The sequence below is a fragment of the Azospirillum sp. A23 genome (genome assembly GCF_042938965.1).
Taxonomy (GTDB): Bacteria; Pseudomonadota; Alphaproteobacteria; order Azospirillales; family Azospirillaceae; genus Azospirillum; species Azospirillum melinis.
Genome location: NZ_CP170665.1, coordinates 189,687 through 213,873, shown reverse-complemented (window position 1 = coordinate 213,873; position 24,187 = coordinate 189,687). Strand labels below are relative to the sequence as shown.

The following is a 24,187-nucleotide window of genomic DNA, read 5'->3' as shown; positions in this document are numbered from 1 at the left end:
CCGCACAACAAAGTTGATTTTTCTTACGTGCTTTGGTTATAGACCGATTATGGTTTTCCTGGACATTCTGATTAGCGCTTTCGCATAGGGTGAAAAGCTCGCAGCAGAATCAGCAGAGCGGCGTCGACTCCTCGGAAAGAGGTATTGGATGCCAAGTGCTGCATCCTACGGTATGTCTCCGCTGGGATGGTGCAGGCCGGTGGGGAAGACGAGAATGGATGGCGGTCTGAGCTTGGGTGGGGACACGGCGGTGCCGGCGCAAGGCAGGAATGCCCTGGTGCACACCAACCTTGAGGACGCGTTCAACGGCTATCGCCTCTTCCTTGGCCGCCACCCGGCCAGTGTCGAGGAGATCACGGCCGCCACCAACTGCACGCTCGGCGAATTCCTCGGCCACTACCTGATGCGCGGCGAGTTCCTTACCGGTGTCGTCGCCAGCCTCACCGGCACGGCCGTGCTGCCGCACATCGCCCTGGCTCCGGCTCCAGACGAGGGCTTGAGGCATTGGGCGTTGGAGCGCCTGCCCTTGTCGGCTGCCGCGCGCGACCGTCTTGCCTCCAGCCGCTCCTGGCGCTTCTGGCTGCTGACCATCCTGTGCAATGAGGATTTCCGCGCTGGATTGCCCGCCGCAGTGGCCGAGTGGCTGGCGGCATCCGGCCTGCAGGGCAGATTGGCGGCGCTTGAACTCGCTCCCACCCGCCGCCTGATCGGCGAAGCCTCGCACAACGGGGCCGGCACCGTCATGGGCTGGTGCGCCAATGCCAGCGACCTGTCCGAGCGCGTCGTGCTCGAACTGCATCTGGGCGACCGCTTTATCGGGGCTGTGCGCTGCGAGCGCTTCGTTCCCGGCTTGGCCGAGCGTATCGGCAGCTGCGGCGACCATGGCTTCGCTTTCGACATCCCCGCCGCCCATGCCGATCTGGTCGCCCGCGGAGCGATGCTGCGCATCCGTGACGCCCAATCCAAGGCGCCCTTCGGTGCGGACATCTACCTCAAGACCAACCTGCCGGCCGCCCTTGATGATCTCGGCCGCATGCTCAACGCCATCCAATCGATGAAGTCGATGCTCGCCAGCATCGAGCAGCAGCTCCCGCACACACTCCAGCACATCAGCCCTCCGCTCTCGGCCTATGGCAGCCTGAAAGCCCAGGGACTGCTCGCCTGCCACCGCCCGCTGGACGGACAAGCCGCCGCGGCGGTGGCCGGCCTCGCCGTCAATGTGATCCTGCTGGAATCCGCCCTCAAGCCGGCTTCCCTGCGCCGCCTGCTCGCCTCCTTGGACGGCCAGACGCAGGAGCGCTGGACGTTGACCGTTCTGGCCAATGCAGAGACGCTCGGCAACGAGGTCGGCGCGCTGATCCGGCCGCTGACCGCCGCGGCGCTTGGTGACGAGGCCCGGGCGGTGGTGGCAACACCGGCAGCCCTGCCGCGCCTCCTGGCCACCCACGCTCTCGTCAGCGCCGCCGGCGCCCATCTGGTGGTCGGCCAAGCCGGAAGCCTGCGTCCGGACGCGCTGGCGGCCTTCCTGGCAGCCTTGGCGCCGGCATCGGCCACTCCGGCCTCTGTCGCCTACAGCGACCATGACACTCTGTTCGGTGCCAACAAGGGCAAGCCGGCGCAACTTCGGCCAATTCTCAAGCCGGACTTCGACCCGGTGATGCTGCTGGCTTACGACTATGCCGGACCGATGGTTCTGGTGACGCCGGAGGTCCTGCTGAAGGCGTGCGTCCTCGCCGACGGGATGCCACCGTCGAGCCTGCATGATCTGATGCTGCGCGTGAGCGACTGTGTGCCGGCGAGCGCCATCCGTCACATCCCGTCAGTGCTCTACAGCCTGGAGCAGCCCATCGACCTGCGCAGTCCCGATAATCTGCCGCGGCTGCTGGTGGGCGAGCCTGAGGCGGTGACGGGCTGGGCCGCGCGCCGGGGGATGGTGGCCGAGGTGCGGCAGACGCTGGTGATCAGCGAAGACGAGGACGGTATCCAGACGCTGGTCGAACCGTGTGAGTTCGAATGTCGTCCGGCAAGCTTTCCGGCGGTCAGCGTCATCGTGCCGACCCGCAATTCGCCGGTCCTGCTGCGCAACTGCCTGGATTCGCTTCTGCACACCCGTCAGGCCTATCCGGGGCCACTGCAGATCCTGGTGATCGACCATCAGAACGAGGACCCCGCCAGCGTCGCCCTGATCGCCGCCATGCAGGCACAGCGCGGCGTCGACATGATGCCCTACAAAGGGCCCTTCAACTGGGCGATGATGAACAATCTGGCCGCTGAGCAAGCCAGCGGCGACGTGCTGGTCTTCCTCAACGACGACACCCTGGCCACCGATTCCGGCTGGCTCACCCGTGCAGTGGCAACGCTTGGCCTGCCCGATGTTGGCGTGGTGGGCGCGCGCCTGCTCTATGGCGACGGCAGCATCCAGCATGCCGGCGTGGTCACCAGCTTTGAGCATGGGGCGGTGCACGAAGGGATCGGCATGCCCGGGCACGAGGGCGGCTATCTCGGGCGCGTCCAAGTGCTGCGCTCTGCCGCTGCCGTGACCGGGGCCTGCCTGATCACGCCTCGAGTGGTTTTCGAAGCGATTGGCGGCTTCGATGCCAGCTGGCCCGTAAACTGGAACGACATCACCTACTGCCTGGCGGCGCGCAAGGCCGGCTGGCGGGTGGTCTACGATCCGAAGACTTGCCTGTACCACCATGAATCCAAAACGCGCGGCTATGCGCTTGGACAGGCGGCACATGACCTTCACCAGACTGAGCTGCGAAGACTGCGATCCGAGTGGGGGGAATACGTTACGGACCCGTTCCTCAACCAAGCCTTCGACCGGGTAACGCTGCCTTCCCTCAGGCTGAGGCTATGACGTGCAGAAGCAACTCCTGGCCATCGTGATCCGTCGTGGTCTGCAGATACCTGACGGTTTCGTGCGCCGGTCGAACGGGCACGGTGTGTCAGAGCTTTCAAAAAGCGAACTGGGGCCAGCCCTGTCGATCGACAGCCCCTAGACAATGATTTCGAGGGTCTGACCCATTATGAAGGCAGTCATCTTAGCGGGCGGTCTTGGAACTCGGATTTCGGAAGAGACGACGTCCCGGCCCAAGCCCATGATCGAAATCGGCGGCCGGCCGATTCTCTGGCATATCATGAAAATCTACTCTGCCAATGGCATCAATGATTTCATTGTTTGTCTAGGGTACAAAGGGTATTTCATTAAAGAATATTTTGCGAATTACTTCTTGCACATGTCGGACGTCACTTTCGACATGCGTAACAACGGGATGGAAATCCATCAGAACAACGCCGAACCGTGGCGCGTCACCCTGATCGATACGGGCGAAGACACGATGATCGGCGGACGCATCAAGCGTATCCTGCCCTATGTCCGGGACGATGAGGCGTTCTGCGTCACCTACGGCGACGGTGTCGGCAACGTCGACATCCGCCAAGTCATCGACCTCCACAAGCGCGAAGGCCGTTTGGCGACCGTCACGGCGATGCAGCCTCCGGGACGCTTCGGCTCGATCCGCTACGACGGAACGCGGGTGGTGGCTTTCGAGGAAAAGCCGCTCGGCGATGGCGGCTGGATCAATGGCGGCTTCTTCGTGCTCTCCCCGAATGTCGGAAGCTACATCGAAGGCGACTCCAGCGTGTGGGAACGCGAGCCGCTGGAGAGACTGGCGCGGGACAATCAGCTCAGCGTCCATTTCCACCGCGGCTTCTGGCAGCCGATGGATACGCTGCGCGACAAGCGATACCTCGAAGAACTCTGGGATACCGGCAAGGCCCCCTGGAAGGTCTGGTAACCGGCCCGACTGAAATTCCTGACGGAAGAAAAGCACATGAAGATCCTCGTCACTGGCAACATGGGCTATGTCGGTCCGGTGCTCGTTCGACATCTCCGCGCCCGACACCCCGACGCCAACATCATCGGCTTCGACAGCGGCTTCTTCGGGCATTGCCTGACCGGTTCGGAGCTGCTGCCGGAGGCACGGCTCGATGCCCAGTATTTCGGCGATGTCCGCACTCTTCCGAAGGAGCTTCTGCAGGGCGTCGATGCCGTCGTCCAGTTGGCCGCAGTGTCGAACGACCCGATGGGCAACCGCTTCGAGGCCGTCACCGACGACATCAACCACCGTGCCGCGGTACGCGTGGCCGAACTTGCCCGTGACTGCGGCGTGAAGCGCTACGTCTTCGCGTCGAGTTGCAGCATGTATGGCGCCGCCGAGGGAGGGCCGCGCAAGGAGACCGACGCCCTCAATCCGCTGACCGCCTATGCCCGCTCCAAAGTGGCGACCGAACGGGGGCTGCAGGCGATGGACCGTGGCGACATGGTGGTGACGGCATTGCGCTTCGCCACCGCCTGCGGCATGTCGGACCGCCTGCGTCTCGACCTGGTTCTCAACGACTTCGTCGCCTGTGCGTTGGCGACCGGCGAAATCACGGTGCTGAGCGACGGTTCCCCCTGGCGTCCGCTGATCCATGTCGAGGACATGGCGCGCGCCATCGACTGGGCTCTGCATCGCACCGCCGATCAGGGCGGCGGCCTGCTTGCCGTCAACACCGGCAGCGACCAGTGGAATTATCAGGTGCACGACCTCGCCAACGCGGTCGCCGCAGCCATTCCGGGGAGCCGGGTCAGCATCAACACCGACGCTCCGCCGGACAAGCGGTCCTATCAGGTCGATTTTTCGCTGTTCCGTCAGCTGGCCGTCGACCATCAGCCGCAGGTCACGCTCGCCAAGGCCATCGCCGGGCTGCGCGACGGGCTGGAAGGCATGAACTTCCGCGACGCGGCATTCCGCAATTCGCAGTTCATGCGCCTCAAGGTGCTGGAGCGCCACATGGCGGAAGGCCGCCTGGGCGATGACTTGAACTGGATCGCCGGCTGACCGGACGAGGGTATTTTCCGATGAAGTTCCACACCACGCCGGTCGCCGGTGTCCGCCTGATCGAACTTGAGAAGCGCGGCGACGACCGCGGCTTCTTCGCCCGCTTCTTTTGCGAGCGGGAGTTCGCGGAGGCCGGCCTGCCGTCGCGCTTCCTGCAGATCAACAATTCGCTGAGCGTTTCCGCGGGCACCCTGCGCGGCCTGCATTACCAGCTTCCGCCGGATGCGGAGTCCAAGGTGGTGCGCTGCCTGAAGGGAGGGCTGTACGACGTGGTCCTGGATCTGCGTCCGGATTCGCCGACCTTCGGCAAGTGGTTCGGCGCGGAGCTGAACGAAGACAACCGCCTGATGATGTTCGTGCCGAAAGGCTGCGCGCATGGCTTCATCACGCTGCAGGACAATACCGAAGCGCTCTACCTTGTGGACGCCTATTACGGGCCGAACAGCGAGCGCGGCGTGCGGTACGACGACCCCTCCTTCGCCGTCGAGTGGCCGATCACCCCCAGCGAGGTTTCCGAAAAGGACAGGAACTGGCCTGATTTCGATCCGGCTTGGCATGGTGTCGACACGATGCGGGGGCTGCTGTGAGGATCCTGCTGACGGGGGCCAGTTCCTTCACCGGCTATTGGTTTGCCCGGACGCTGGCCGCCGCCGGCCACCATGTGGTGGCGCCGCTTCGCGGCACATTGGAAGGCTATGACGGGATCCGTGCCGAACGCGTGCACGGGCTGCGGGACGAGGTCGAACTGGTTCCGGACGCCGCCTTCGGCACGGAGCGTTTCCTCGATTTGCTCGGCGACGGCCAATGGGATCTGCTGTGCCACCACGGGGCCAATGTCACCAACTACCGGAGCATGGACTTCGACGTGGCCGCGGCGCTTGCCGACAACACGCGCAATCTGCCGGCCGTCCTCCGCCGTTTCGCGGAACATGGCGGCCGGAGCGTCGTACTGACCGGCAGCGTGTTCGAGCAGGGGGAAGGCACAGGCACCCAGCCCGTGCGGGCCTTCTCCCCCTATGGGCTTTCCAAGGGGCTGACGGGCCAGATGTTCGAGTATTGGGCGGGCGTGCTCGGCGTCGGGCTGGGCAAGTTCGTCATCCCCAATCCGTTCGGCCCCTTCGAGGAGCCGCGCTTCTGCGCCCACCTGATCCGGTGCTGGGTCGCGGGGAAGACCGCGTCCGTGCTCACGCCCCGCTACGTGCGTGACAACATCCATGTGGATCTGCTGGCCCGAAGCTATGCCGCCTTCGCCGCCGATGTTGCCGCCGGCCATGGTGCCGCACGGCACAATCCAAGCGGCTATGTGGAGACGCAAGGCGCCTTTGCCTTGCGCTTCGCAAGGGAAATCGGGTCGCGGCTCGGCATCGACACCCCGGTCGAGCTTGCCGAGCAGGCCGATTTCAGCGAGCCGATGGTCCGGACCAATACCGAATTGCCCGACATCGGCAAGCTCGGCTGGAGCGAGAGCAAATCCTGGGACAATCTAGCGCAATACTATCAAATCAAGACTAGAGCCATCTAAGCATAAGCATAGCACCCTTAGGGAAGTTCAAATGAAAACCAAGGCGGTCGCCTCGCAATCTTTAAACATCAAAGGTTGCTTCAATGGATTCGAGGGTGTTTATGCAGTGGGATGGGCATTCGGCAGCACATCGCAGCCGGTCGACATCGCGATAAGCGTGGACGGAACGATCGTTGCCCAGGGCACCGCCGACCGCCCCGGGCCGCAACTGGAAGAGGGCCATGCGCATGTCCACTTCCAAATTCCGCTTCCCGCCCGTTTTTTCAGTGGCCAGGAGCATGAGGTCAGCGCCTTTGCCGTGATGGGCGGGAACCGGTATGCCCCCCTGCATGGAAGCCTGCAGAAACTGGGGCCTGGTCAGATAGACGGCTGCTTCGACCTGATCTCCGAGGGGGCCGCCAAGGGATGGTGCTGTTCCCGGTCCCTGACGGCAAAGCCTCAGACCGTGGAGTTGTACGTGGACGGCGTGCTGCACGGGCAAGCGACGGCGAACCAGCCGCGCGCCGACATCGCCCTGCTCGGCATCCACATCGGCCGTTCCGCCTTTTCCATTCCACTTCCCAAGATATGCAGCGATGGCCGGCCACATACGGTCGAGGTGCGCTGCCAGGGGCTGGCGCTCGGCGGGTCTCCCAAGGTTTATCAGGCGGATTACGAAGGGTTCGTCGAGGTCCTGACCACCGACCGGATCTCCGGCTGGGTGATCGAAAAGACAGCGCCGAACACTCCCGTCAAGCTCGACGTCAAGCTCGGAGGCCAGACCTTCATGGTCGAGGCCAATCGGGAACGCGGCGACCTTGCCTCACGCTTCGAGACGGTCTTCCATGGCTTTCTTCTGAACCTCCCGAAGTCTCTTCGGGAGCAGGACGCGCTGAGCGTGACCATCAAGGTGCATGGAACCGACATGCACCTCACGGAACAGCCGCTGCTGCTTTACACGGAGCGTGGCTACAGCAGCCTCAAGGCCCGCATGGCGTGCGCTGTCCTGGATGCACTGCAGACCACGACCGTGGGCGTCAAGGTCAACATGTCCGAGCTGTTCTCCATGGTGGGCCAGGCCTCGTCGCTGGTCGAGGGGCAGGATATATTCCGCCTCCAACCCGGATGCGCACTGCGCCTGGCACCCCGGAAAAACTACAAGCCGGAACTGCTCATGGCCGTGGTGGTCGATGGCGGCACGGCGGACCGCCTGAACCCGGACACGCTCGTCACGGCGCTGAAGGAGGTGGGCAGCCTCCAGAACGCTCCGCAGGTGGTCATGACCGGGACGCATGGCCCGGCAACGGACGATCTGCGCGCCTCCTTGGAAGCGGCCGGATTGGCCTGCCTGACGGAAGGGGACTTCATCCGGCGGCATCTGGCCGGTCCCGCCGAGTCCCCGGTCAACCTTCTGATCGTCCAGGCGGATTGCGTCCCTCTGCCCACCATCGTTCTGGCGTGGCAACGGCAGCTCGCGACCAATCCCCTGCTGGCATCGCTGTCGATGATGGGGTGGGCGGATGCGCAGGCCATCCTGCCGCAGCGAACCGATGCATCGGGATCGGAGCCTGCCGGATCCGGGAAGACGGTCCTGGACTCCGAACGGCCGAGACTCGCTTTCCTCAAGCGTCCCCGCCTGGACGCGGTGTGTTTGAAGGGCAGCAGCACCGCCTTGGACCTGCCGCCGGAGACCACGCTGGCGGATGCCCTGGTCCGCTGGGCGGACGCGCAGTCCGCCAAGGGGGCCCTGCACGGCTTGTCCGATCTGGCCTGCCTGCCTGTCACCGGCACGTTGCAGCCCGCGGATTTCCTGTCCTCCGAGGATCATGCCGCGTATCTCGCCATGACCGACAGAATCGCGGAGCGGCAGATGTGCGCCGACCAGCGCCCCACCATCCTGCACATCCTGCACGGGCTGGGCGGCGGCATCGTGACCCACTGCGAGGATGTCGCCGCCATAACGGCGGAAGCGGGGGTGCGCTCGCTGTTCGTCCGCGGTGACAACAGGCAGTCGGTGCTGCTGATGGACCCGGTCGGCAACATCGCCCGCCGCATCGACGTGGCCGATGGCATCGATGGGCTGGTCGAGGCCGCCAGGGCGCTGAACGTACGCTCGGTCCACCTTCACCACATCCTCGGACATTCCGACGAGCTTTGGACGCTCAACGAGCGCCTGGGCGTTCCTCTCGACATCACGGTTCATGATTATTACTGGATCTGCCCGCGCGTCACGCTGATGGACGAGACCGAGCGCTATTGCGGCGAGCCGGCGCTGAGCGCCTGCGAGAAATGCGTTTCCTTCGCCGGCGTCTATCCGGGCGAGGATGAACGCTACACGGAGGTGGGCGGAACGGTATCGGCCTGGCGCCGGCACCACGCCCTGCGGCTGGAGTCCGCAAGGTCGGTCTTCGTGCCGGCGGCGGACGTGCTGGCCCGGATGAAGCGGTACTACCCGTCGGCGAATCTCCAGATCCTGGGACATGCCGAGCCGGTTCCCTCCACCGTCCATACCCGCAGGATCGCCAATGCGGACCGGATCGGCGTGGCGGTGATCGGCGGCATCGGGGTCCACAAGGGCTTCGAAGAGCTGATCCGGCTGGCGCGGTGGGCCGACAAGCGGAACATGCCCCTGCAGTTCCATGTGATCGGATCGGTCCCGGATCCCAGGCGGTTCAACGGCCTGGGCAATGTGGCCTTCCATGGGAGATACGCCCGCGACCGGCTGCCCGGCATCCTGGCCGCGGCCGACTGCCAGATCGCCCTGTTCCTCAGCATCTGGCCGGAAACCTATTGCTACACGCTGTCCGAGGCCCTGGCGGCAGGGCTCACTCCGGTGGGCTACGACATGGGGGCGATCGGCGACCGCATCCGGGCCATGGAGGGCGGCATCGCCGTTCCATACCCGTCCTCGCCCGAGCATCTGGGGGATGCCCTGCTGGAGGCCTACCGCCAGCGGTCCTCGTTGAACAAGGCGGTTCCGGTGCACATCGGCGTCTCACGCGATGAGTATCGGGACGACTATCTCCGCCGTATCGGCGTTTCCGGCAGCCTTTGAGTCAGGACCGAAGCCAGATGAAATTCTATGTCGAGAACATCCGGTACGACGGGCTGCTGCACCTGCAGGGCTGGCTTTTCGATGCGGACAAGGTCATCACGCGGCTCGAGCTGCGTGCGACGACCGCATCCGGAACCGATGTGCGCGTGGCCAACTGGGGCTTCGTCCGGAACGACGTCTATGAGGCGCATCGCTCCGACGCCTCGCTGAAGTCCTGCTTCCGCGTGTATGGACTGATGGTGGAGCCGCAGGCGCAGATCGACCTGCGCCTGCATTACGAGGACGGCTCCGCCGTGGAAGTGCCGCTGGCGCTGTTCTATGTCAGCGAGGACGAGGGCGGCCGGCGACAGCCGCGCATCCAGCCGCTGTCGCCGTTCGTTTCCCCGCACATCGATCTTGTCGCCTCCGGCACCACCCGGCGCGATCTGGCGGTGGAGATCGAGCGCCTCCAGGCGCGCGCCCCGGCACAATCCTCCCAGCGCCGGCCGCAGGCGGAACAGGAACCGGTCAACGTCCTGGTGTCCGTCTACAAGGGGCTGCACTTCCTCGATCCCTTCTTCGAATCCGTGTTCGCCGCCCCCGGCCATCCCATGGAGGTGACGGTCGTCGACAACGGCAACACCGATCCCGAGGTCGTGGCCTTCCTGGAGAAGGCGCACCAGCGCTACAAGCCGCGGATGCGCCTGATCCGCGTCGAGGAGAACGAAGGCTACATCCGCGGGATCTGCGCCGCGTACGAAGCCGCTCCGCGCGGCCGCCATGTCGTCGTCCTCAACACCGACCTGGTGCTGCCGCCGGGGTGGCTCAAGCGCCTGATCCAGCCGATTCTGGACAACGACGACATTGCGACGGTGACCCCCTTCACCAACGCCGGCACGGTGTGCAGCTTCCCGATCGTCGGCGAGGACAATCTGCGGTTCCGCGACCAGCCGGTGGAGGTGATCGACCGGGCGTTCCAGGGCATCGCCTGGCCCGACGGCGGCGTCACCCTGCCGTCGGGCGTCGGGTTCTGCATGGCGCACAACAAGGCCGTCCTCGAGCGCATCGGCTATTACGACGCGGACACCTACGGCTTCGGCTATGGCGAGGAGAATGACTGGTGCCTGAAGGCGCATCGCCTGGGCTATCGCAACATCCTGCTGCCGAACATGTATGTCTGGCACAAGCATGGCGGCGTCTATATGGCGGAGGAGAAGCGCCAGCTCATCGCCCGCAACCTGAAGACCATCCATTCGCGCTTCCCCGAATATCACGGGATGGTGATGTCGTATTTCGCCGCCGACCCCATGGCGGGATTGCGCACGCTGGTCGCCGCCCGGCTCGTCACCGGGGAACTGAAGGCACCGGGCCGGGCCATCGTCGTCGACACCGCCCACGCATCGGCCCCGGCGCTAAACCGAAAGGTCGAGACGTGCGAACAGGGCGGCGTCTGCGTCTGGATCGGCGCGGCCAGCGGTCCCAGCGTCCAGGTCTCGGTGTTCGTTCAGGAAATCGCCACCACCTTCCACACCTCGTCCCCGGCGGCACTGATCAAGCTGCTGAAGCTCCTCAACATCACCGACGTGACGGTGTACGACCTGCCGGAGAACACCCTCGTCAACGCCGCGATCAAGCTGCTGGCGGAGCAGAAGGCGCAGGCACGGATCGCGCTCCACCTTGTCCTGAGCGACTACACCCTGCTCTGCCCGGGTCGGACTCTGCGCAATTATCGTGGCGACCCCTGCGGCCTGCCGGCCCCCGAGGTCTGCAACGCCTGCCTGCGCATGCTGGACAATGGCGACGGAGTCGCCAGCGACGTCACCTCCATCGAAGAATGGCGCAGCCGATGGGCGGTCTATGTCGCTGCTGCTGATTCGATTGCCCGGGTGGTGACACTCGCGCCCGAACTGATCGAAACCGGATTGCAGCGGTACTTTGCAAAGAGAAAAGATGATGCCAGACAGAAGTCCAAAGTCTGACTTTCTCTGAAAGTTGCAGAACTAAATAGATCACATCAAAGGTGATGATGGAAATGGTTTTCGAAAAAGAAACACGCCGCAACGTCGACGTTGTCGAAGCTGGCTTCCGCGAGTTCAAGCTCAAACATCCAGAAGAATTTGAAAAGCTTGTTCAGGTTTTTGAGGTTACGACAGAAAATTCTTACAAAAATTTACCAGTTTCTTTGACAGAACTTGGAGAACGCGAGAAGGATAGAGCCTCAAGGCTTGCGCCTTGGGGATATTCTTTTGACCTCTCTCCCGAGATATCCACAGATTCCATTGATCGGGGCCGGTTTGATAGCAACATTTCCGCAGAAGGTCGAAATGACTACCTTTTGAGAATGAGTATGCTGTCTTACACGCTGGAAAAATTCTCGATTGAAGGCTCATGGCTCGATATCGCGACCAACAGCGGAATCATTCCCTTGATGCTTAGTCAGGGAAAAAATCTGTCGGTGACTGGAATTGACATTGGAGATGTCAACATCGAGAAGGCTTATTTTTTAAAAAGCTTGATGAATGATTACAATTCAAAATTTCATGTCGCCGATGCATATGAATACTTAGAAAGTAAAAACACTTCTAATTACGATTTTATATCTGCCCTTGGAATATTTTACCATCTTTCTGACCCACTTGGTCTCTTGCAACTAATGCATGAAAAGACAAAGAGATTTGTCTTGGTGGATACGATTATTCACAACTTTGCTTTTTCCGGATGGATACAAACAATCTCCAGACATGTAAAGTTCGCCCACCTTGGTCATGCAAACGATACACGCAAAATCGTTGAGCTTCATCCAACTTATCGGGGAATGATTGATGCTCTATATCAAGTCGGTTTTGACTCTGTTGTAGAGATTTTGCCCAGTGACTCTCTCTTGGCAAAATTTCCAAGTCCAGTATACGGCAGCAGAAACAGACGGATGCTGCTCGCGGAAAAGAGATCATAATATAGGAAAAATTCTAAAACGGCCTTCTGAGTAAATTGTCTAATAATTCTTATCAAAAGCCGGTCTGAGGAATTGAAACCGTTTATTTTCTTCAACCTCAGACCGGATCTGAATTGCAATTGAATTCAATTGAAAATTATCAAGAATAAGATGAAAAATTCACCTGCAGCGCTGATTTTACACCACCCCCCCCACATAACCACAATTTATCTTACTTTACATTTTCATTCGACATTCCATCAACCAGGGACTGAATGGTAAATTTTTTTGGAAGATAAGGCTTTATTAAACTACCGAGCTTCTTCTCACGGATTTGATTTATTGCTTTCTCAATATTAGAGAAATCAACATCCACCAGATCCCAGGGTGCATAGTCCCACCAAGAGATTTCTAGAAGATCTTCAATAATTTCTTCTGAGAATCTATATCTTTTCACCACAGCTGGGTTTCCTACGACAATTGCGTATGGAGGAACGTCCCGAGTAACCACAGCCCCTGCACCAATTACAGCACCGTGACCGATTTTCACACCCATTTTGATGAAAGCACCATGTCCAATCCAGACATCATTACCGATAATGGTGTCTTTCGGCCCACCAAGATCAGAATGAGGCTGCGGCGGAATTCTATATGAGTGGTATTCGTCAGCGTGTTCAAAAGATCGCCCAACTTGAAAACGAAAACTTTCCAAATATTGGAAAGGGCTTGTGCTCAACCAATTCATGGGATGATTCCCACGGCCGCATTGAACAAGCTCACCAAAAGAACAATATCGTCCAATATGAGTGCCGAAATAATAGCCGCTAACCCCATAGCTGAAAGCGCCCATAGAGCCGCCATATGCCCAATTCATCCATTGAACATTGCACGGAGGCTCAAACTCTGCCGCCAGTGGCGCATTCGTGGAACCGGGGGTCCAGAAGTTTTCTACGCCAGCTTCAGTGAGAGCGGCTTTAAGCTCCTGCGATACGCGAAACAAGCTCATAAAGCGGACCCTTGCGCTATACAGGGAATATCTAATTGAACCAATAATGCACATATACAAAATGGTAAAGCTAGTTTTCGCTCCAGCGCGTGGGGCTGAATGCCTCGGCGCGACAAGCAAGGTCCGTCGTGCCGAAGCATCAACTCATCATCGGATTCTATCGGATATGATAGTCGCCAATATCGTTCTCTTCATTGAAATAGCGATTTCGAGAGAGAAAGCATACAACGATACGGCCGTTCAATCCTTCGGTTCCAATGATGTATTTTGAGAAAATGGGATAGGGTTCAACGAACCAGCCACTCGTCAATGAGCGGGGCATGCGACCGTAGCTTGACCCACCGATCTCCTATCGGCTGCCCATGGCGAATGCGCAGTTTGCCCATCAGGCCGATGGCCGCCCATTCGCGGCGCCCGGCCCGAGGGACATATGGGCGGTTCGGATCGAACGCCGGATCGAGGATGGGCCGATGCTGGATTTCCCGGTGAACATCGGCGGGAACGACGACGCCCTCGGGAACCGCATCGCCAGGGAAGCTGCGCTGGTGACGGACCGGTTCCCCACCCAGCTCTGACGGTTCCTCGTCCTCCCAACTGACGACCTCGTACTCCTCGGTGATCAGGCCGCCATACTCGTCGCGCAAATACTTGCCGGACCAGTGATTCCAGGCGGCGTCACCGATCACGGTGGGGGTGGCGCTGACCACGCCGACGATCCGCTCGGGCGCGTCGGCGTCGGTCGCCGGACGGATCCGCTCACCCTCCAGAACCACGGTAAGCCCGCGCCGGTCCTCCCCGTCCGGATTGCCGTCCACCCATTCGAAGAACTCGGCGTAATCGGCGCCTCCGCCCGTCCAGGCGCCGTCGGCATAGGCGTTGCCGTCGCCCAGGAGCTTGAACTTGGTATCGGGGGACGACGCGACACCGGATCGCGCCAACAGGAAAGCGAACCCGCTGGCGGCAGGACGATCCGCGTCCAGCAGAAGGGTTTGGCTGGCATAGCTGGCGTGGGTGGCATAGCCACGGAGGGCAGGCGATGCAGAATCGCTGGTTACTGCCCACAAGGCCGGCCCGCTGCCGTTCACATGCAGCCGGGCGCTGGGGAAAACCGTACCGATGCCGACCTTACCGTCAGGCTGGCCGCGCATGAACTCGGCGTTGGCGGTGTAAAAGGCAAGCGCATGGCCGCTGAGATTCCCGAAGATGGTCGCCCCGCTGCCGGACACCGTATACCACCGGGCATCGACGACGCTGCCGTCATAGAGACGGATCTGCGGAGCGGCCTGACGAATCTCCAGGGGAACCGAGGGGCTGCACCCGATCCCCACACGACCGCTGCTGTCCACCCGCACCCGCTCGCTGCCGCCAGTGGAGAGCGCCAGGGTGTTGGCGGCGGGGGAGAAGACGCCGGTGTCCGCGTCGTTGGCGAAATTGACCGACGGCGCCGCCGCCGTACCCGCCGCCACCTGCATGCCGGAAAGCGGCTGGGGAACGAGCATCGAGTGGTGATAGGAGCCGGTCATCAGCGCCCTCCGAAAAACGAAAGGGAGACGAGGCAAGCGGCCGGGGCGATCAGCCCCAGGATGCTGCCGGCCTTGACCCGACGGGCCTGCGGCGCCAGTTCGGGAGCGCTGCCGTCCAGGATGCTGCCGGCCGGGAGGGTGGCGGGAGCGCCATACTGCACCCAGAACGGGGCGGTGGCATTGAACACCACGCTGGTCGCCTCCGCCGGAACGGTGACTGTCTCGCCCACCCCTGCCGTCAACGCCACGGCATAGCGGCAGTTGGATGGCTGGGCGATCGCGGTCCTCTCCCCCATATCGTCCTTATAGGTTCTAAATCCTTGCATCGCCTTCTCCCGGATTGCCGTTGCACAGGGACGAAAAAGCCCGCCGCGGCAATGCCGGGCGGGCTGTTCGATGACACATGTGTCCCTTGACTGCCGAAAGCCTATCCGAGGCTGCGTATCACGCTCAAGAAAATATTCTTAAAAGCTGGGACCGCCGGGCTGGCCGGCTTGCGCGAGCGGGAAACGGCGCCTGACGGTGTCGGCGTACAGCGCCAGATAATCGGCCGCCATGTCTTCGGTGGGGCGGATCGGGATCCGCGGGATGCGCCCGCTGACGTCCCGATACTCCTTCTGGTTGGCCGACAGGCGGAGGATCAGGTCGCGGATGGCGGCGGCATCGTGGGGGTCGACCGTCCAGCCGCCGCCATGCTCCTCGATCCGCGCACCGATGGCGCCCAGCCGCGACCCGATGACAGGGATGCCGGCCGCCCAGGCCTCGCTCAGGGTGTGGCAATAGGTCTCTGCCCAGGTCGACAGCAGCAGGACGAAGTCGGGGCCGATCTCCCCGATCTTGGACAGCACCTCGTCCGGCTGGTAGGGACCGTGATGGATCCCGACCGGCACGGCGGCGATGCCGCCGGGAACCTCGCCCAGCCAGTGAAGCTCGATGCGCGCCCCATCCGGAGCCTGCCGGTCCAGTTCGGCCAAGGCCCGCACCGTGCGCAGACCTTTGGCCGTGTTGTAATTGCCGAGGGACATCACCTTCACCGGTCGGCCGGGCGAAGGCGCGGTCAGGATGCCGTAGCGTTCGGGGAAGGTCCGTCCATGTTCGATGATGCGGAATTCGCGCTGCCGCAACTCCGGATAAACGCCGGTCAGCACGTCATAAGCGGACGGCGTCGTGGTGACGAACACATCGACGAACCGGAACATGGACGCGACGAAGCGTTGCCAGGCCGGCGTCCAGCCGTCGCGCAGCGTCAGGCTGTGTTCGGGGATGAAGTAGGACCGGCAGTCGCCACTCCCCTTGTCGCAGTGGCCGGCGCAGAACCGCCCTTCCCCGTCCAGCAGCGTTACCGTCGGACAAGCGAGATAGAAGTCGTGGAACGAGAGGATGACGGGAACGCCCAGAGCCTGCGCCACCCTGGTCACCGACAGCCCGAGTTGGATCACCTGACGGCAATGGACGAGCGCGATGTCGAAATCCCGCAGGATCTTGAACAGAACGGTATCGACGTCGCCACGCTTCAAGTCCCACGGGGTCAGCGTCGCGTTGACCTTCCAGGTGGCGACCGGTTCGACATCGCCCGCATCGTTCATGACCGCGAGGCTGATGCGGTCCCCGTCGCCCCAGACGAACCAGGGCTCATAGGCATCGCGGATCCGCCGCGCCAGCGACAGGGAAATCAACGGCGTTCCCGAATTGTCGGGGGGGCTGAGCACGTACAGCAGGCGGGGACGCATCGCTGCGCCGCATTGCTTCGTCGCCTGCGCCACCGCATGGGCGATCTGGCTGCCGGCATCCGATCCGGCTAGGCGCTTGACCAGCAGGTGATGGGCCGGATCCTCCGCCCCGCCCACCATGGCCGGCGTGCCGGCCACATGGACGAGGACATCGTCGGCCAGCACGCTGCTCCATTGCAGCCCGGTCAGGCGGGCGAAGAAGCTCCTCGCGGCCTGTTCGGCGTCGGGCTCATCGGCCGCACCGGACGGGTCAGCCTCGTCGATCAGGGCCCGGCGGATAAACACGCAGTCCAGGGGAAAGCCGTGGCCCGCCGGCAAGAGCCGCTCGCTGGAGCGGGCAAGTTGCCGCGCCAGTGCGTCGTCGATGACAGCGTCGTCCAGGCCAAGCCAAGCCAGCCGGTTGGACAGCGGGGCCACGATGCCGATGTCGGCGGCATGGGCAGCGGCGCGCACCAGCCCCTCCAGCCAATGGGGCGTGACCCGGACCCTGCTGCTGAGAAGAACCACGTCGCCCGGCGTATCCGCCATGGCTTGCCTGACGCTGACCGCAAAACCGAGGGGACAGAGGTTGCGCCGAACCTCGACCATGCCGGATCGCGCCTGAAGGAAGCCGATCAGATCGGCGATCCGCGCATTGGACGTGCCATCGTCGACGATGACGACCTTGCAGGGATAGGATGTGTGGGCAACCAGCGCATCCAGGCAGGTTTGGGACAGTTCCGCCTGCTCATCGAGATGGACGACCACCGTGACCGGCTGCTGCCGGGATAAAAGGATGAGCGTGCCGGCCGTCTGTGGAATGGACGCAGCCTCGCTCCCCCGCGCAAGGTCCGGGCCCTCGTCTCCTGCCGCCGGCAAGGTCCGGTGCAGCAGCCACTGCTCAAGAAGCCGGTTGGCTTTTGGAACCTGAATTCGGATCGGTTCGCCGAGAAGGGGGCCTCGATGGACCTCGCCGTCCAGCGGAACGCTCCAAGTCAGCATGATGTCATGGTATTGCCCATCGAGCAGATGGGTGGGCAACGTGAAGGAATAGGCGACGCTCCCATCGGACTTTCCGGCATCCTGCAGGTCCGCTCGGTAGTCAGACGCAACGGTGCTGCCGATCCGTTCGCCATCGACGATGACATCGATGGTCGGCTTGACCGACGGATGGTCGACACACCAGGCCCAGCCGTTGAGCGTGCGCTCCCGAATCCCTTCGAAATAGCTTTCCATGAGCACAGACGGATGGGAGGGCGGAGGGGCATCCGCCGGATCCGGCAGCGTGGCAGGACAGGCCAGTTCCACGCTGTCGATTACGCCTGAATAAGTTTCTCCGTCAAAAAGCAGTTCCCATCGCAGCTCGAGCTTATGGTTGCGGCCATCGAAAATCTCTGCCGGCAGGGAGAACTGGTACCCAGCCCGCCCATCCGACTTTCCATCGCCAAGAAGATCTTCACGGAAAATATCAGCGACGCTTAGATATAAAAAATTTCCATCGATATTGATATGGATTGAAGGCTTTATATCGGGACGACCAACACACCATATCCATCCACGGAAACTCTGGCCGGATAACCCTTCAACATACCCCTCTAATACAAAGGGCAGCCCCTCAACCATCGCTCCAATCCGTTCTTTTATCTAAAGTTGAATACGCAATGGCGCTGACCATCACATGCGACCATGCATATTACACATGCAACCATGCATATTACAAATCTTGTCTGAGCGTATGGTAGTAACAATGATGTTTGGCCAAGCGCGTCGCCCCTGAATGCATGGTTACCATCCCATGAAGTGAGCACTGACGCTTCTCCCAGCTTACGCCATGGGAAATTGTGCCGCGCGCCCCTTCCTCCGACCGAACTACGTCCAGCGTGTCACTGTCGGCGGCCATCTTCTGCCATATCCTTAAACCGGTAAACAAATGGACGGTGCTCATGCTGCAAAGTCGCCGCTACACGCTCCGGTATGACAATGGAGCATGGTGGATGACGTCCGAGTTCAACGACCATCCACTGAAATCGTTCGAGAGCCGCGAAGCAGCGGAACACTATTATCTACAGCATCTCCGTCGGAATGGGGGGTGGCTGATCTGCTTGCCAGCGGATGGCATTGCCGGCCGGTCATCACGACAGCGGACGGACTTTGCCGGCAGCGGGCACGCGCCACGCCTTCCTTGACGATCGCCGGGACGGGTGTCGAAAGGGGACTTGGCAGTCACTTGCGGACCCTCTCCTGATCTCCCGGTTCAGGCCACCATCGCTTTCTGAACTGGTATGACCCATACGATACATGGGTGGACAAACGACAACAACGGCGGCCATCAATTAAATAAAAATGAAAGTATTTACAAAAAATATAAAGCAAAAACATACTTCTTAGAAAAATGAGAAAGAAAGGAACTATGACGCAGACATCACCTTTTGCTCAAAGATCTGCTCAAAAGGATGCATGCAGCCTCATTTTCTGTTGTCCTGAATTCTTATCGACTCCGCTTTGCTCATGCCTGGTCCGAAGCGGAAGGCTGCGGCCAGTTGAAATCAACGTGCGTCTGCAGCCCCCGGGTCAGGTTGAGGCTGTAGAAGGGGTCGACGAAGGTTTCAGTCCTCCATTTCGAGCGAAGGTGGGCCACCTCGCGCTGCTCATGCGCCAGTGCCTCAGGCGAGCGTCCGGTCTGTCGGGTTGCCGACTCGCGATGGTAAAGCAGCGCATGCGGCGTCCATAGGATGCGCCGGCCACGCGCCTGCAGTTTCAGGCACAGATCGACATCATTGAAGGCGACCGAGAAGCATTCGGCATCCATGCCGCCAACCGCCAGATAATCATCCCGCCGGCACACCAGGCAGGCCGCGGTCACCGCCGAGACAGTCTGGACCAGCATCGCCGAGTGGAAATAACCTTCCTCATCCCCGGAGAAGGCCCGCTGAGTAGCATCGGCGGCCCCATGCTGACCAACGAGAACCCCACCATGCTGGATCATGCCGTCCGGGTAGAGCAGCTTGGCGCCGACCGCCCCAACCTCCGGGCGAACGGCATGCCCCATCATCTCCTCCAGCCACTCCGGCGCGATCACCTCGACGTCGTTGTTGAGCAGCGCCACATAGGGGCTGGAGATTTCCTCGATCACTGCGTTGTGCATGGCTGCATAATTGAAAGGCTGCGGCCAACGTCGGACCCAAACGCCCGGCCGCCGGGCCAAGCTCTCCAGATAGGACAGCGTCTCCGGTTCCCTGCTGTCATTGTCGATAATGACGATGTCGTAGCGCGGGTAGGTCGTCTTGGACAGCACACTCTCCAGACAGGCCTTGAGCAGGTCGACCCGATCGCGTGTCGGGACGATGAGGGTCACCGGGGGAGGGGAAGCTGGCAGCCGCCACCGCACCCGCACCCGCTCGGGTCCATCCAACTCAGCATCGGCCGGAGCGCCGATCCGATCCAGATGAGCCTGGACCCGGGTTGCCCGCTCCGGCACCGCCCGTGGCAGGTGCTCCACAGACGCAGGACCGCGGTGATAGAGCACGAAGGGCAATTGCCGGACCCGCCCAGGCACCGCCGAGAGCAGCGCGGTATCGACCACGGCTTTCGCCCAGGCCCAGGAATCGACTGGCCTTTCCACCTCGCTCACCAGGGCAATCGCCCGGCGCACGCAGTCGCGGGCAATCGCACAAGCAAAGCCGACATAAGGAAAAGCCTGATAGCGGTCGGGATCCCAGCCGGGCTTGAAATGCGGCTGGACCCGCCCGCCGTCGGCGTCTTGGCTGTCCTCGTCGCTGTAGACCAAGCCGATGCCGTCTTCGGCCAGGGCGGTCTGGACCAGGGGCAGGAAGGCCGGGTGCAACCGGGCGCCAGGCTCGAGCAGAACCACCGCGTCGGCCGAGATGCCGGCCATCGACGCCGCAAACTCCTTCACCTCCGACCCTGGTCCAGGCAGAGAAACAACCTCCACCGTCGGCTTTCCCAGATGCCCACCGCCCCGGCCACCGGATTGCGCACCCACAGAGGCAAGCGCAGTTTCGATTGCCTTCTCATGATGCTCCAGCCACGCCGAGTACGTCGCCGGATCGGCGATGCGCCGCAGCGGCTCGACGGTCAGAGCGTTCAGTCCCTCTTCCAGGGCAACGCCCCGCTCCACCGCCAGCTCGTCGAGCCGGCGCCGCCGCGCGGTCAGCAGCCCCCTTGGAAACCGCACCTCCAACGGACTGCCGATAAGCTGCCGGTCCGTGTTGGCAAAGCGGATGACGACCCGATGCGGGCGGTCGTCGAACACGCAAGCCGGCAGGGGAAACCGGAAACCATGGCGGCCGTCGCTTGCCAGGAACCCAGCCAGGTCGGACCGTGGCTGGTCGCATGGCACCATGGCCACGTGACGGCCATCGATCTCAATGTCGAGAAGACAGGAGCGGTTGGGCGCAAGCTCGTTGAACGCCCAGCCGCGCAGCGCCGCATGCTCAAGACTCTCGATTTGGCCATGCAGCTGCTGCGGGAAGAAAATCTCTTCGCCATCGTGGGCGAGCGCCGTTCCATCCTTTCTGACCAGGATCCGGATCAGGTGGGGACGGCCATCCAGCAGTTCCCCTGGCAGCTTGACGGCAAAGCCGTGCCGGCCAGCCTCCGCAACCGCCAACCCGGAATGGAACAGGTCGGCCTTGAACTCGCCCAGCATGCCCTTCTCAAAAGCAAGGGCAAGGCGCACAGGCTCGTTCGGTGCCTCGAGGTCGACGGCCCAGCCCCTGGCAACCCAGCCGATCCCGGGAAGCCGCTCAACTGCCTCGACTTTGCCCTGGACTGCCACGGCGGCCTCTGTTTGGAATCAGCCCGTCACCATCAGCTTCGGGTTTTTCTTCCAATTTTCCATGATGACCTGCGCCTTTTGGCGGTCCTCGCTGGTCAGCTGGTTGCCCAACTCATGGGCCTTGGCTTCCAGCCCGTCGCGCTCCGAGCCGGGTTGGGTAGCCGCGGCGGCCATGATGGTCCAGACATAGGCCTGGACAGGGTTGTAAGCCTTGCCGCCCTGATCGGCATAGAGCGCGCCGAGGTTGCTCATGGCGCCGGTGTGACCCTGCGCTGCGGCCTTGCGCAGCCAGTCCACCCCTTCGCCCAGCTCGGGTCGCCCGCCCCAGCCATGGATCAGCATCAGCCCCAGATTGACCTGGGCGCCGACATTCCCCTGGTTGGCCGCCTTGCGGTACCAGAGAGCCGCCTCGGCATAATCGGGCTGGCCGGCCAGTCCGTTGGAATGGATCAGGCCCAGGTTGAACTGGGCGTTGACGTTGCCCTTCTCGGCCGACAGGCGGCACCATTTCAGGGTTTCGCGGTAATCCTTGGGCACGCCCTGGCCACGGGCATAGAGCAGGCCCAGATTGACCTGCGCCACCGGATGGCCCTGCTCGGCCGCCTGACGATAGAACTCCGCCGCGCGGGCTGGATCGGCCTCCACCCCGGTGCCGTGCTCGTAGATGATGGCGAGCGCCAGCTGCGCGTTGGCAAAGCCCTGGTCGGCTGCACGCCCGTACCAGGCGATGGCCTGACCGATGTCGCGCTCCACCCCCTGGCCATTGGCGTAGAAGGAGGCGAGCGCATGCTGGGCAACCGCATAGCCGCCTTCGGCCGAGCGCCGGTACCAGTCGGCGGCGGCGGCAAGATCCTGCGGCACTCCCTGCCCGAAGGCATGCAGCAGGCCCATGTGGTGCTGCGCCTCGGCATGGCCGGCCTCGGCCGCCAGCCTATACCAGTGCAGGGCCTGAGCGATGTCCGGCGTGATGCCCAGCCCGTTGGGATAAAGCAGCGCGAGGTTGGCCTCGGCCGTCGGCGGGCTGGCCTTGGACACTGTCTTGTACCAGCGCACCGGCAGGGCACTGTCCTGCGCCGCCCCTTCGCCGTTGGCGTAGCACAGGGCGAGTGAGAACTGGGCCTCCCGATGGCCCTGCTCGGCCGCCTTGCGAAACCAGTGGGCGGCATCGCCGAAGTCGCGCACCAGCCCCTGGCCGCGGGTATAGAGCTGGCCCAGGCGGAATTGCGCCTCGGCATCGCCATGCTCGGCCAGCGGCAGCCAGTTGGCCACGGCGCCGGCATAGTCCTCCGCCTCGAAGGCAGCGAGACCGCGCTGGAAATCCGGCTTTTTGAACACGGTGGAGGTGGTGCGTTTCCGCTTGCCGAACACGATCAAGGCTCCCGCAGGCTTTCGTCGAACCCGCGCAGGATAGGGCGCAGGAAATAGGTGATGATGCGGCGTTCGCCGACCTTGATGTCGGCCACCAACGGCATGCCGGGGATCAGGCGGAAGTTGGAGGGGACATTGTCCAGCGTGGTGGTCAGCAGCCTGATGCGCGCCCGGTAGAAGAGCATCCCGCCAGCATTGTCCTTGTTGGAGAAGGAATCCTCGCTGATCGTCGCCACCTCGCCCTCCAGCGAGCCGTGCTGCATGTATGGATAGGCATCCAGCTTGACGCGCACCTTGTCGCCGATCTGGACGAAGGCGAGGTCGCGGGCATCGATGTTGGCTTCGACCTCCAGCGGAGCTCCGACCGGCACCAGGGTGAAGAGCGGTTCGGCTTCCTTGGCGATGGAACCGGGGGTGGCCTTGGGTGAGACCTCCAGCACGATGGCGTCGACCGGCGCGTCCAGTTGGACCAGCGCCTGACGCTTGCGCGCCTTGGTCAGCTGCTCGCGCAGCGCCTCGCGCTCATTGCGCTGGGTGGTCAGCTCCTCGATGATCTTGCCGTTCCACTGCTGGATGAAAACGTCGCGCTCCGCCAGCTGAGCCTGCAGATCGTGGCGGTTTCCCTGCAGCTCGTTCTGGTTCAGGACCAGATTGCGCTCGATGTCGATGCGGTCGCTGGTGGCCTGCAGCAGGTTCAGCTTGCTGCCGACCTGGGTGGCCAGCAGCGACGAGCGCATGTTCTCGATCTCGCGCACCACCTTCAGCCGCTCGTTCAGGTGCAGGCGGTCCATCTCGTACTTGGAGACGTTGGACTGCAGGCGGGCGAGCTTCTCCTCGTAATTCTGCATCTGCGACTGGTACTGCGCCTGGCGCTCACGCCACAGCGCCTGCTGCAGCGTGCCGTAGCCATAGCGATCCACGACCGGCACGAGGGGCTTGCCGTCATGCTCGGCCTCCAGCCGGGCGATCTGCGCGTCGGCATTGGCGAGGCGGGATTCCAGCTGCAGGACGTCGGCCTGGGTGAAGGTCGGGTCCAGCGTCGCCAGCACCTGCCCCTGATGCACGACGTCGCCGGCACGGACGAGGACCTGCTTGATCGCCGCCATCTCCAGCGGCTGGACCATCACGTTGGGATCGGTCGAGATGATCTTGCCCTGGGAGGCGACGATCTTGTCCAGGTAGGACAGCGACGCCCAGGTGATCACCCCGATGACAAACAACCCAAGCAGATGCAGCGTGACACGCGCCAGGAACGGATCGGGGGCGTTCTGAATCGCCTCCGTGTCCTTCTGGAAAGCGCCGACGGCCGCCTTCCCGCGTGCCTTGGCCCGCTTGTCGAGCGGAGAGGCCGGTGCGCGGGACGCCACGTCGTTGGCGGGAACGCGGGCCGTCTCAATTTTCGCAAGCTTTTGTGCGGTCAAGGGGACGCG

At 62.5% G+C, this 24,187-nt stretch carries 15 protein-coding genes; 8 read left to right on the top strand and 7 right to left on the bottom strand.

All coding sequences use genetic code 11. From position 1 onward, the window contains the following. Positions 1–214: 214 nt before the first annotated feature. The 8 genes from ABNQ40_RS08970 (at position 215) to ABNQ40_RS08935 (ending at position 12,374) form a co-directional block, all read left to right on the top strand. The gene (locus tag ABNQ40_RS08970; RefSeq protein ID WP_158285495.1) at positions 215–2,860 is read left to right on the top strand and encodes a glycosyltransferase; all 2,646 of its coding nucleotides are present in this window, start codon (positions 215–217) and stop codon (positions 2,858–2,860) included. 169 nt (positions 2,861–3,029) lie between these two features. Continuing rightward, positions 3,030–3,800 (top strand): glucose-1-phosphate cytidylyltransferase, encoded by a 771-nt coding sequence (gene rfbF, locus ABNQ40_RS08965; RefSeq protein WP_109046959.1) that lies wholly within the window; start codon positions 3,030–3,032, stop codon positions 3,798–3,800. Positions 3,801–3,836: 36 nt separating this feature from the next. Further along, positions 3,837–4,886, top strand: coding sequence for an NAD(P)-dependent oxidoreductase (locus ABNQ40_RS08960; RefSeq protein WP_109046958.1), 1,050 nt, complete (start codon positions 3,837–3,839; stop codon positions 4,884–4,886). 20 nt (positions 4,887–4,906) lie between these two features. Next, on the top strand, positions 4,907–5,473 hold the full coding sequence (gene rfbC, locus ABNQ40_RS08955) for a dTDP-4-dehydrorhamnose 3,5-epimerase (protein ID WP_109046957.1): 567 nt from the start codon (positions 4,907–4,909) through the stop codon (positions 5,471–5,473). After that, entirely contained in the window at positions 5,470–6,408 is a 939-nt protein-coding gene (locus tag ABNQ40_RS08950; protein WP_109046956.1) for an NAD(P)-dependent oxidoreductase, read from the top strand. Before rfbC ends, ABNQ40_RS08950 begins: the two co-directional genes overlap by 4 nt. 31 nt (positions 6,409–6,439) lie before the next feature. Further along, positions 6,440–9,442 carry a glycosyltransferase gene (locus tag ABNQ40_RS08945; RefSeq protein WP_109046955.1) on the top strand — a complete coding sequence of 1,001 codons (3,003 nt, stop codon included), beginning with the start codon at positions 6,440–6,442 and terminating at the stop codon, positions 9,440–9,442. A 17-nt stretch (positions 9,443–9,459) separates the two neighbouring features. After that, positions 9,460–11,400: a glycosyltransferase family 2 protein gene (locus ABNQ40_RS08940; RefSeq protein WP_391346123.1), complete on the top strand. Its 1,941-nt coding sequence runs from the start codon at positions 9,460–9,462 to the stop codon at positions 11,398–11,400. Between the two features lie 53 nt (positions 11,401–11,453). Next, positions 11,454–12,374: a bifunctional 2-polyprenyl-6-hydroxyphenol methylase/3-demethylubiquinol 3-O-methyltransferase UbiG gene (locus ABNQ40_RS08935; RefSeq protein WP_158285494.1), complete on the top strand. Its 921-nt coding sequence runs from the start codon at positions 11,454–11,456 to the stop codon at positions 12,372–12,374. A 211-nt stretch (positions 12,375–12,585) separates the two neighbouring features. Here ABNQ40_RS08935 and ABNQ40_RS08930 read toward each other — a convergent pair whose 3' ends face one another. From ABNQ40_RS08930 to ABNQ40_RS08900, 7 genes are all read right to left on the bottom strand, one after another. Then, a complete protein-coding gene (locus ABNQ40_RS08930; protein WP_282187135.1) occupies positions 12,586–13,359 on the bottom strand; it encodes a CatB-related O-acetyltransferase in 774 nt (257 codons plus the stop codon). A 287-nt stretch (positions 13,360–13,646) separates the two neighbouring features. After that, positions 13,647–14,882 carry a peptidase G2 autoproteolytic cleavage domain-containing protein gene (locus ABNQ40_RS08925; RefSeq protein WP_109046951.1) on the bottom strand — a complete coding sequence of 412 codons (1,236 nt, stop codon included), beginning with the start codon at positions 14,880–14,882 and terminating at the stop codon, positions 13,647–13,649. Then, positions 14,882–15,208, bottom strand: coding sequence for an NAD/NADP transhydrogenase alpha subunit-like protein (locus tag ABNQ40_RS08920; protein WP_247879431.1), 327 nt, complete (start codon positions 15,206–15,208; stop codon positions 14,882–14,884). Before ABNQ40_RS08920 ends, ABNQ40_RS08925 begins: the two co-directional genes overlap by 1 nt. Before the next feature lie 138 nt (positions 15,209–15,346). After that, positions 15,347–18,214 carry a glycosyltransferase gene (locus ABNQ40_RS08915; protein WP_391346118.1) on the bottom strand — a complete coding sequence of 956 codons (2,868 nt, stop codon included), beginning with the start codon at positions 18,212–18,214 and terminating at the stop codon, positions 15,347–15,349. 883 nt (positions 18,215–19,097) lie between these two features. Beyond that, positions 19,098–21,389: a glycosyltransferase family 2 protein gene (locus ABNQ40_RS08910; RefSeq protein ID WP_146255357.1), complete on the bottom strand. Its 2,292-nt coding sequence runs from the start codon at positions 21,387–21,389 to the stop codon at positions 19,098–19,100. Between the two features lie 18 nt (positions 21,390–21,407). Continuing rightward, complete coding sequence (locus tag ABNQ40_RS08905) at positions 21,408–22,757, bottom strand: SEL1-like repeat protein (protein WP_109046978.1); 1,350 nt, start codon at positions 22,755–22,757, stop codon at positions 21,408–21,410. A gap of 2 nt (positions 22,758–22,759) precedes the next feature. Further along, positions 22,760–24,178, bottom strand: a complete 1,419-nt coding sequence (locus tag ABNQ40_RS08900; protein WP_247879430.1) for an HlyD family type I secretion periplasmic adaptor subunit — start codon at positions 24,176–24,178, stop codon at positions 22,760–22,762. Positions 24,179–24,187: the final 9 nt, after the last annotated feature.

Coding starts and splice junctions, on each gene's coding strand:
- ABNQ40_RS08970 (WP_158285495.1), top strand. CDS start 215: ATGGATGGCGGTCTGAGCTTGGGTGGGGACACGGCGGTGCCGGCGCAA.
- rfbF (WP_109046959.1), top strand. CDS start 3,030: ATGAAGGCAGTCATCTTAGCGGGCGGTCTTGGAACTCGGATTTCGGAA.
- ABNQ40_RS08960 (WP_109046958.1), top strand. CDS start 3,837: ATGAAGATCCTCGTCACTGGCAACATGGGCTATGTCGGTCCGGTGCTC.
- rfbC (WP_109046957.1), top strand. CDS start 4,907: ATGAAGTTCCACACCACGCCGGTCGCCGGTGTCCGCCTGATCGAACTT.
- ABNQ40_RS08945 (WP_109046955.1), top strand. CDS start 6,440: ATGAAAACCAAGGCGGTCGCCTCGCAATCTTTAAACATCAAAGGTTGC.
- ABNQ40_RS08940 (WP_391346123.1), top strand. CDS start 9,460: ATGAAATTCTATGTCGAGAACATCCGGTACGACGGGCTGCTGCACCTG.
- ABNQ40_RS08935 (WP_158285494.1), top strand. CDS start 11,454: ATGGTTTTCGAAAAAGAAACACGCCGCAACGTCGACGTTGTCGAAGCT.
- ABNQ40_RS08930 (WP_282187135.1), bottom strand. CDS start 13,359: ATGAGCTTGTTTCGCGTATCGCAGGAGCTTAAAGCCGCTCTCACTGAA.
- ABNQ40_RS08925 (WP_109046951.1), bottom strand. CDS start 14,882: ATGACCGGCTCCTATCACCACTCGATGCTCGTTCCCCAGCCGCTTTCC.
- ABNQ40_RS08920 (WP_247879431.1), bottom strand. CDS start 15,208: ATGCAAGGATTTAGAACCTATAAGGACGATATGGGGGAGAGGACCGCG.
- ABNQ40_RS08915 (WP_391346118.1), bottom strand. CDS start 18,214: ATGGTTGAGGGGCTGCCCTTTGTATTAGAGGGGTATGTTGAAGGGTTA.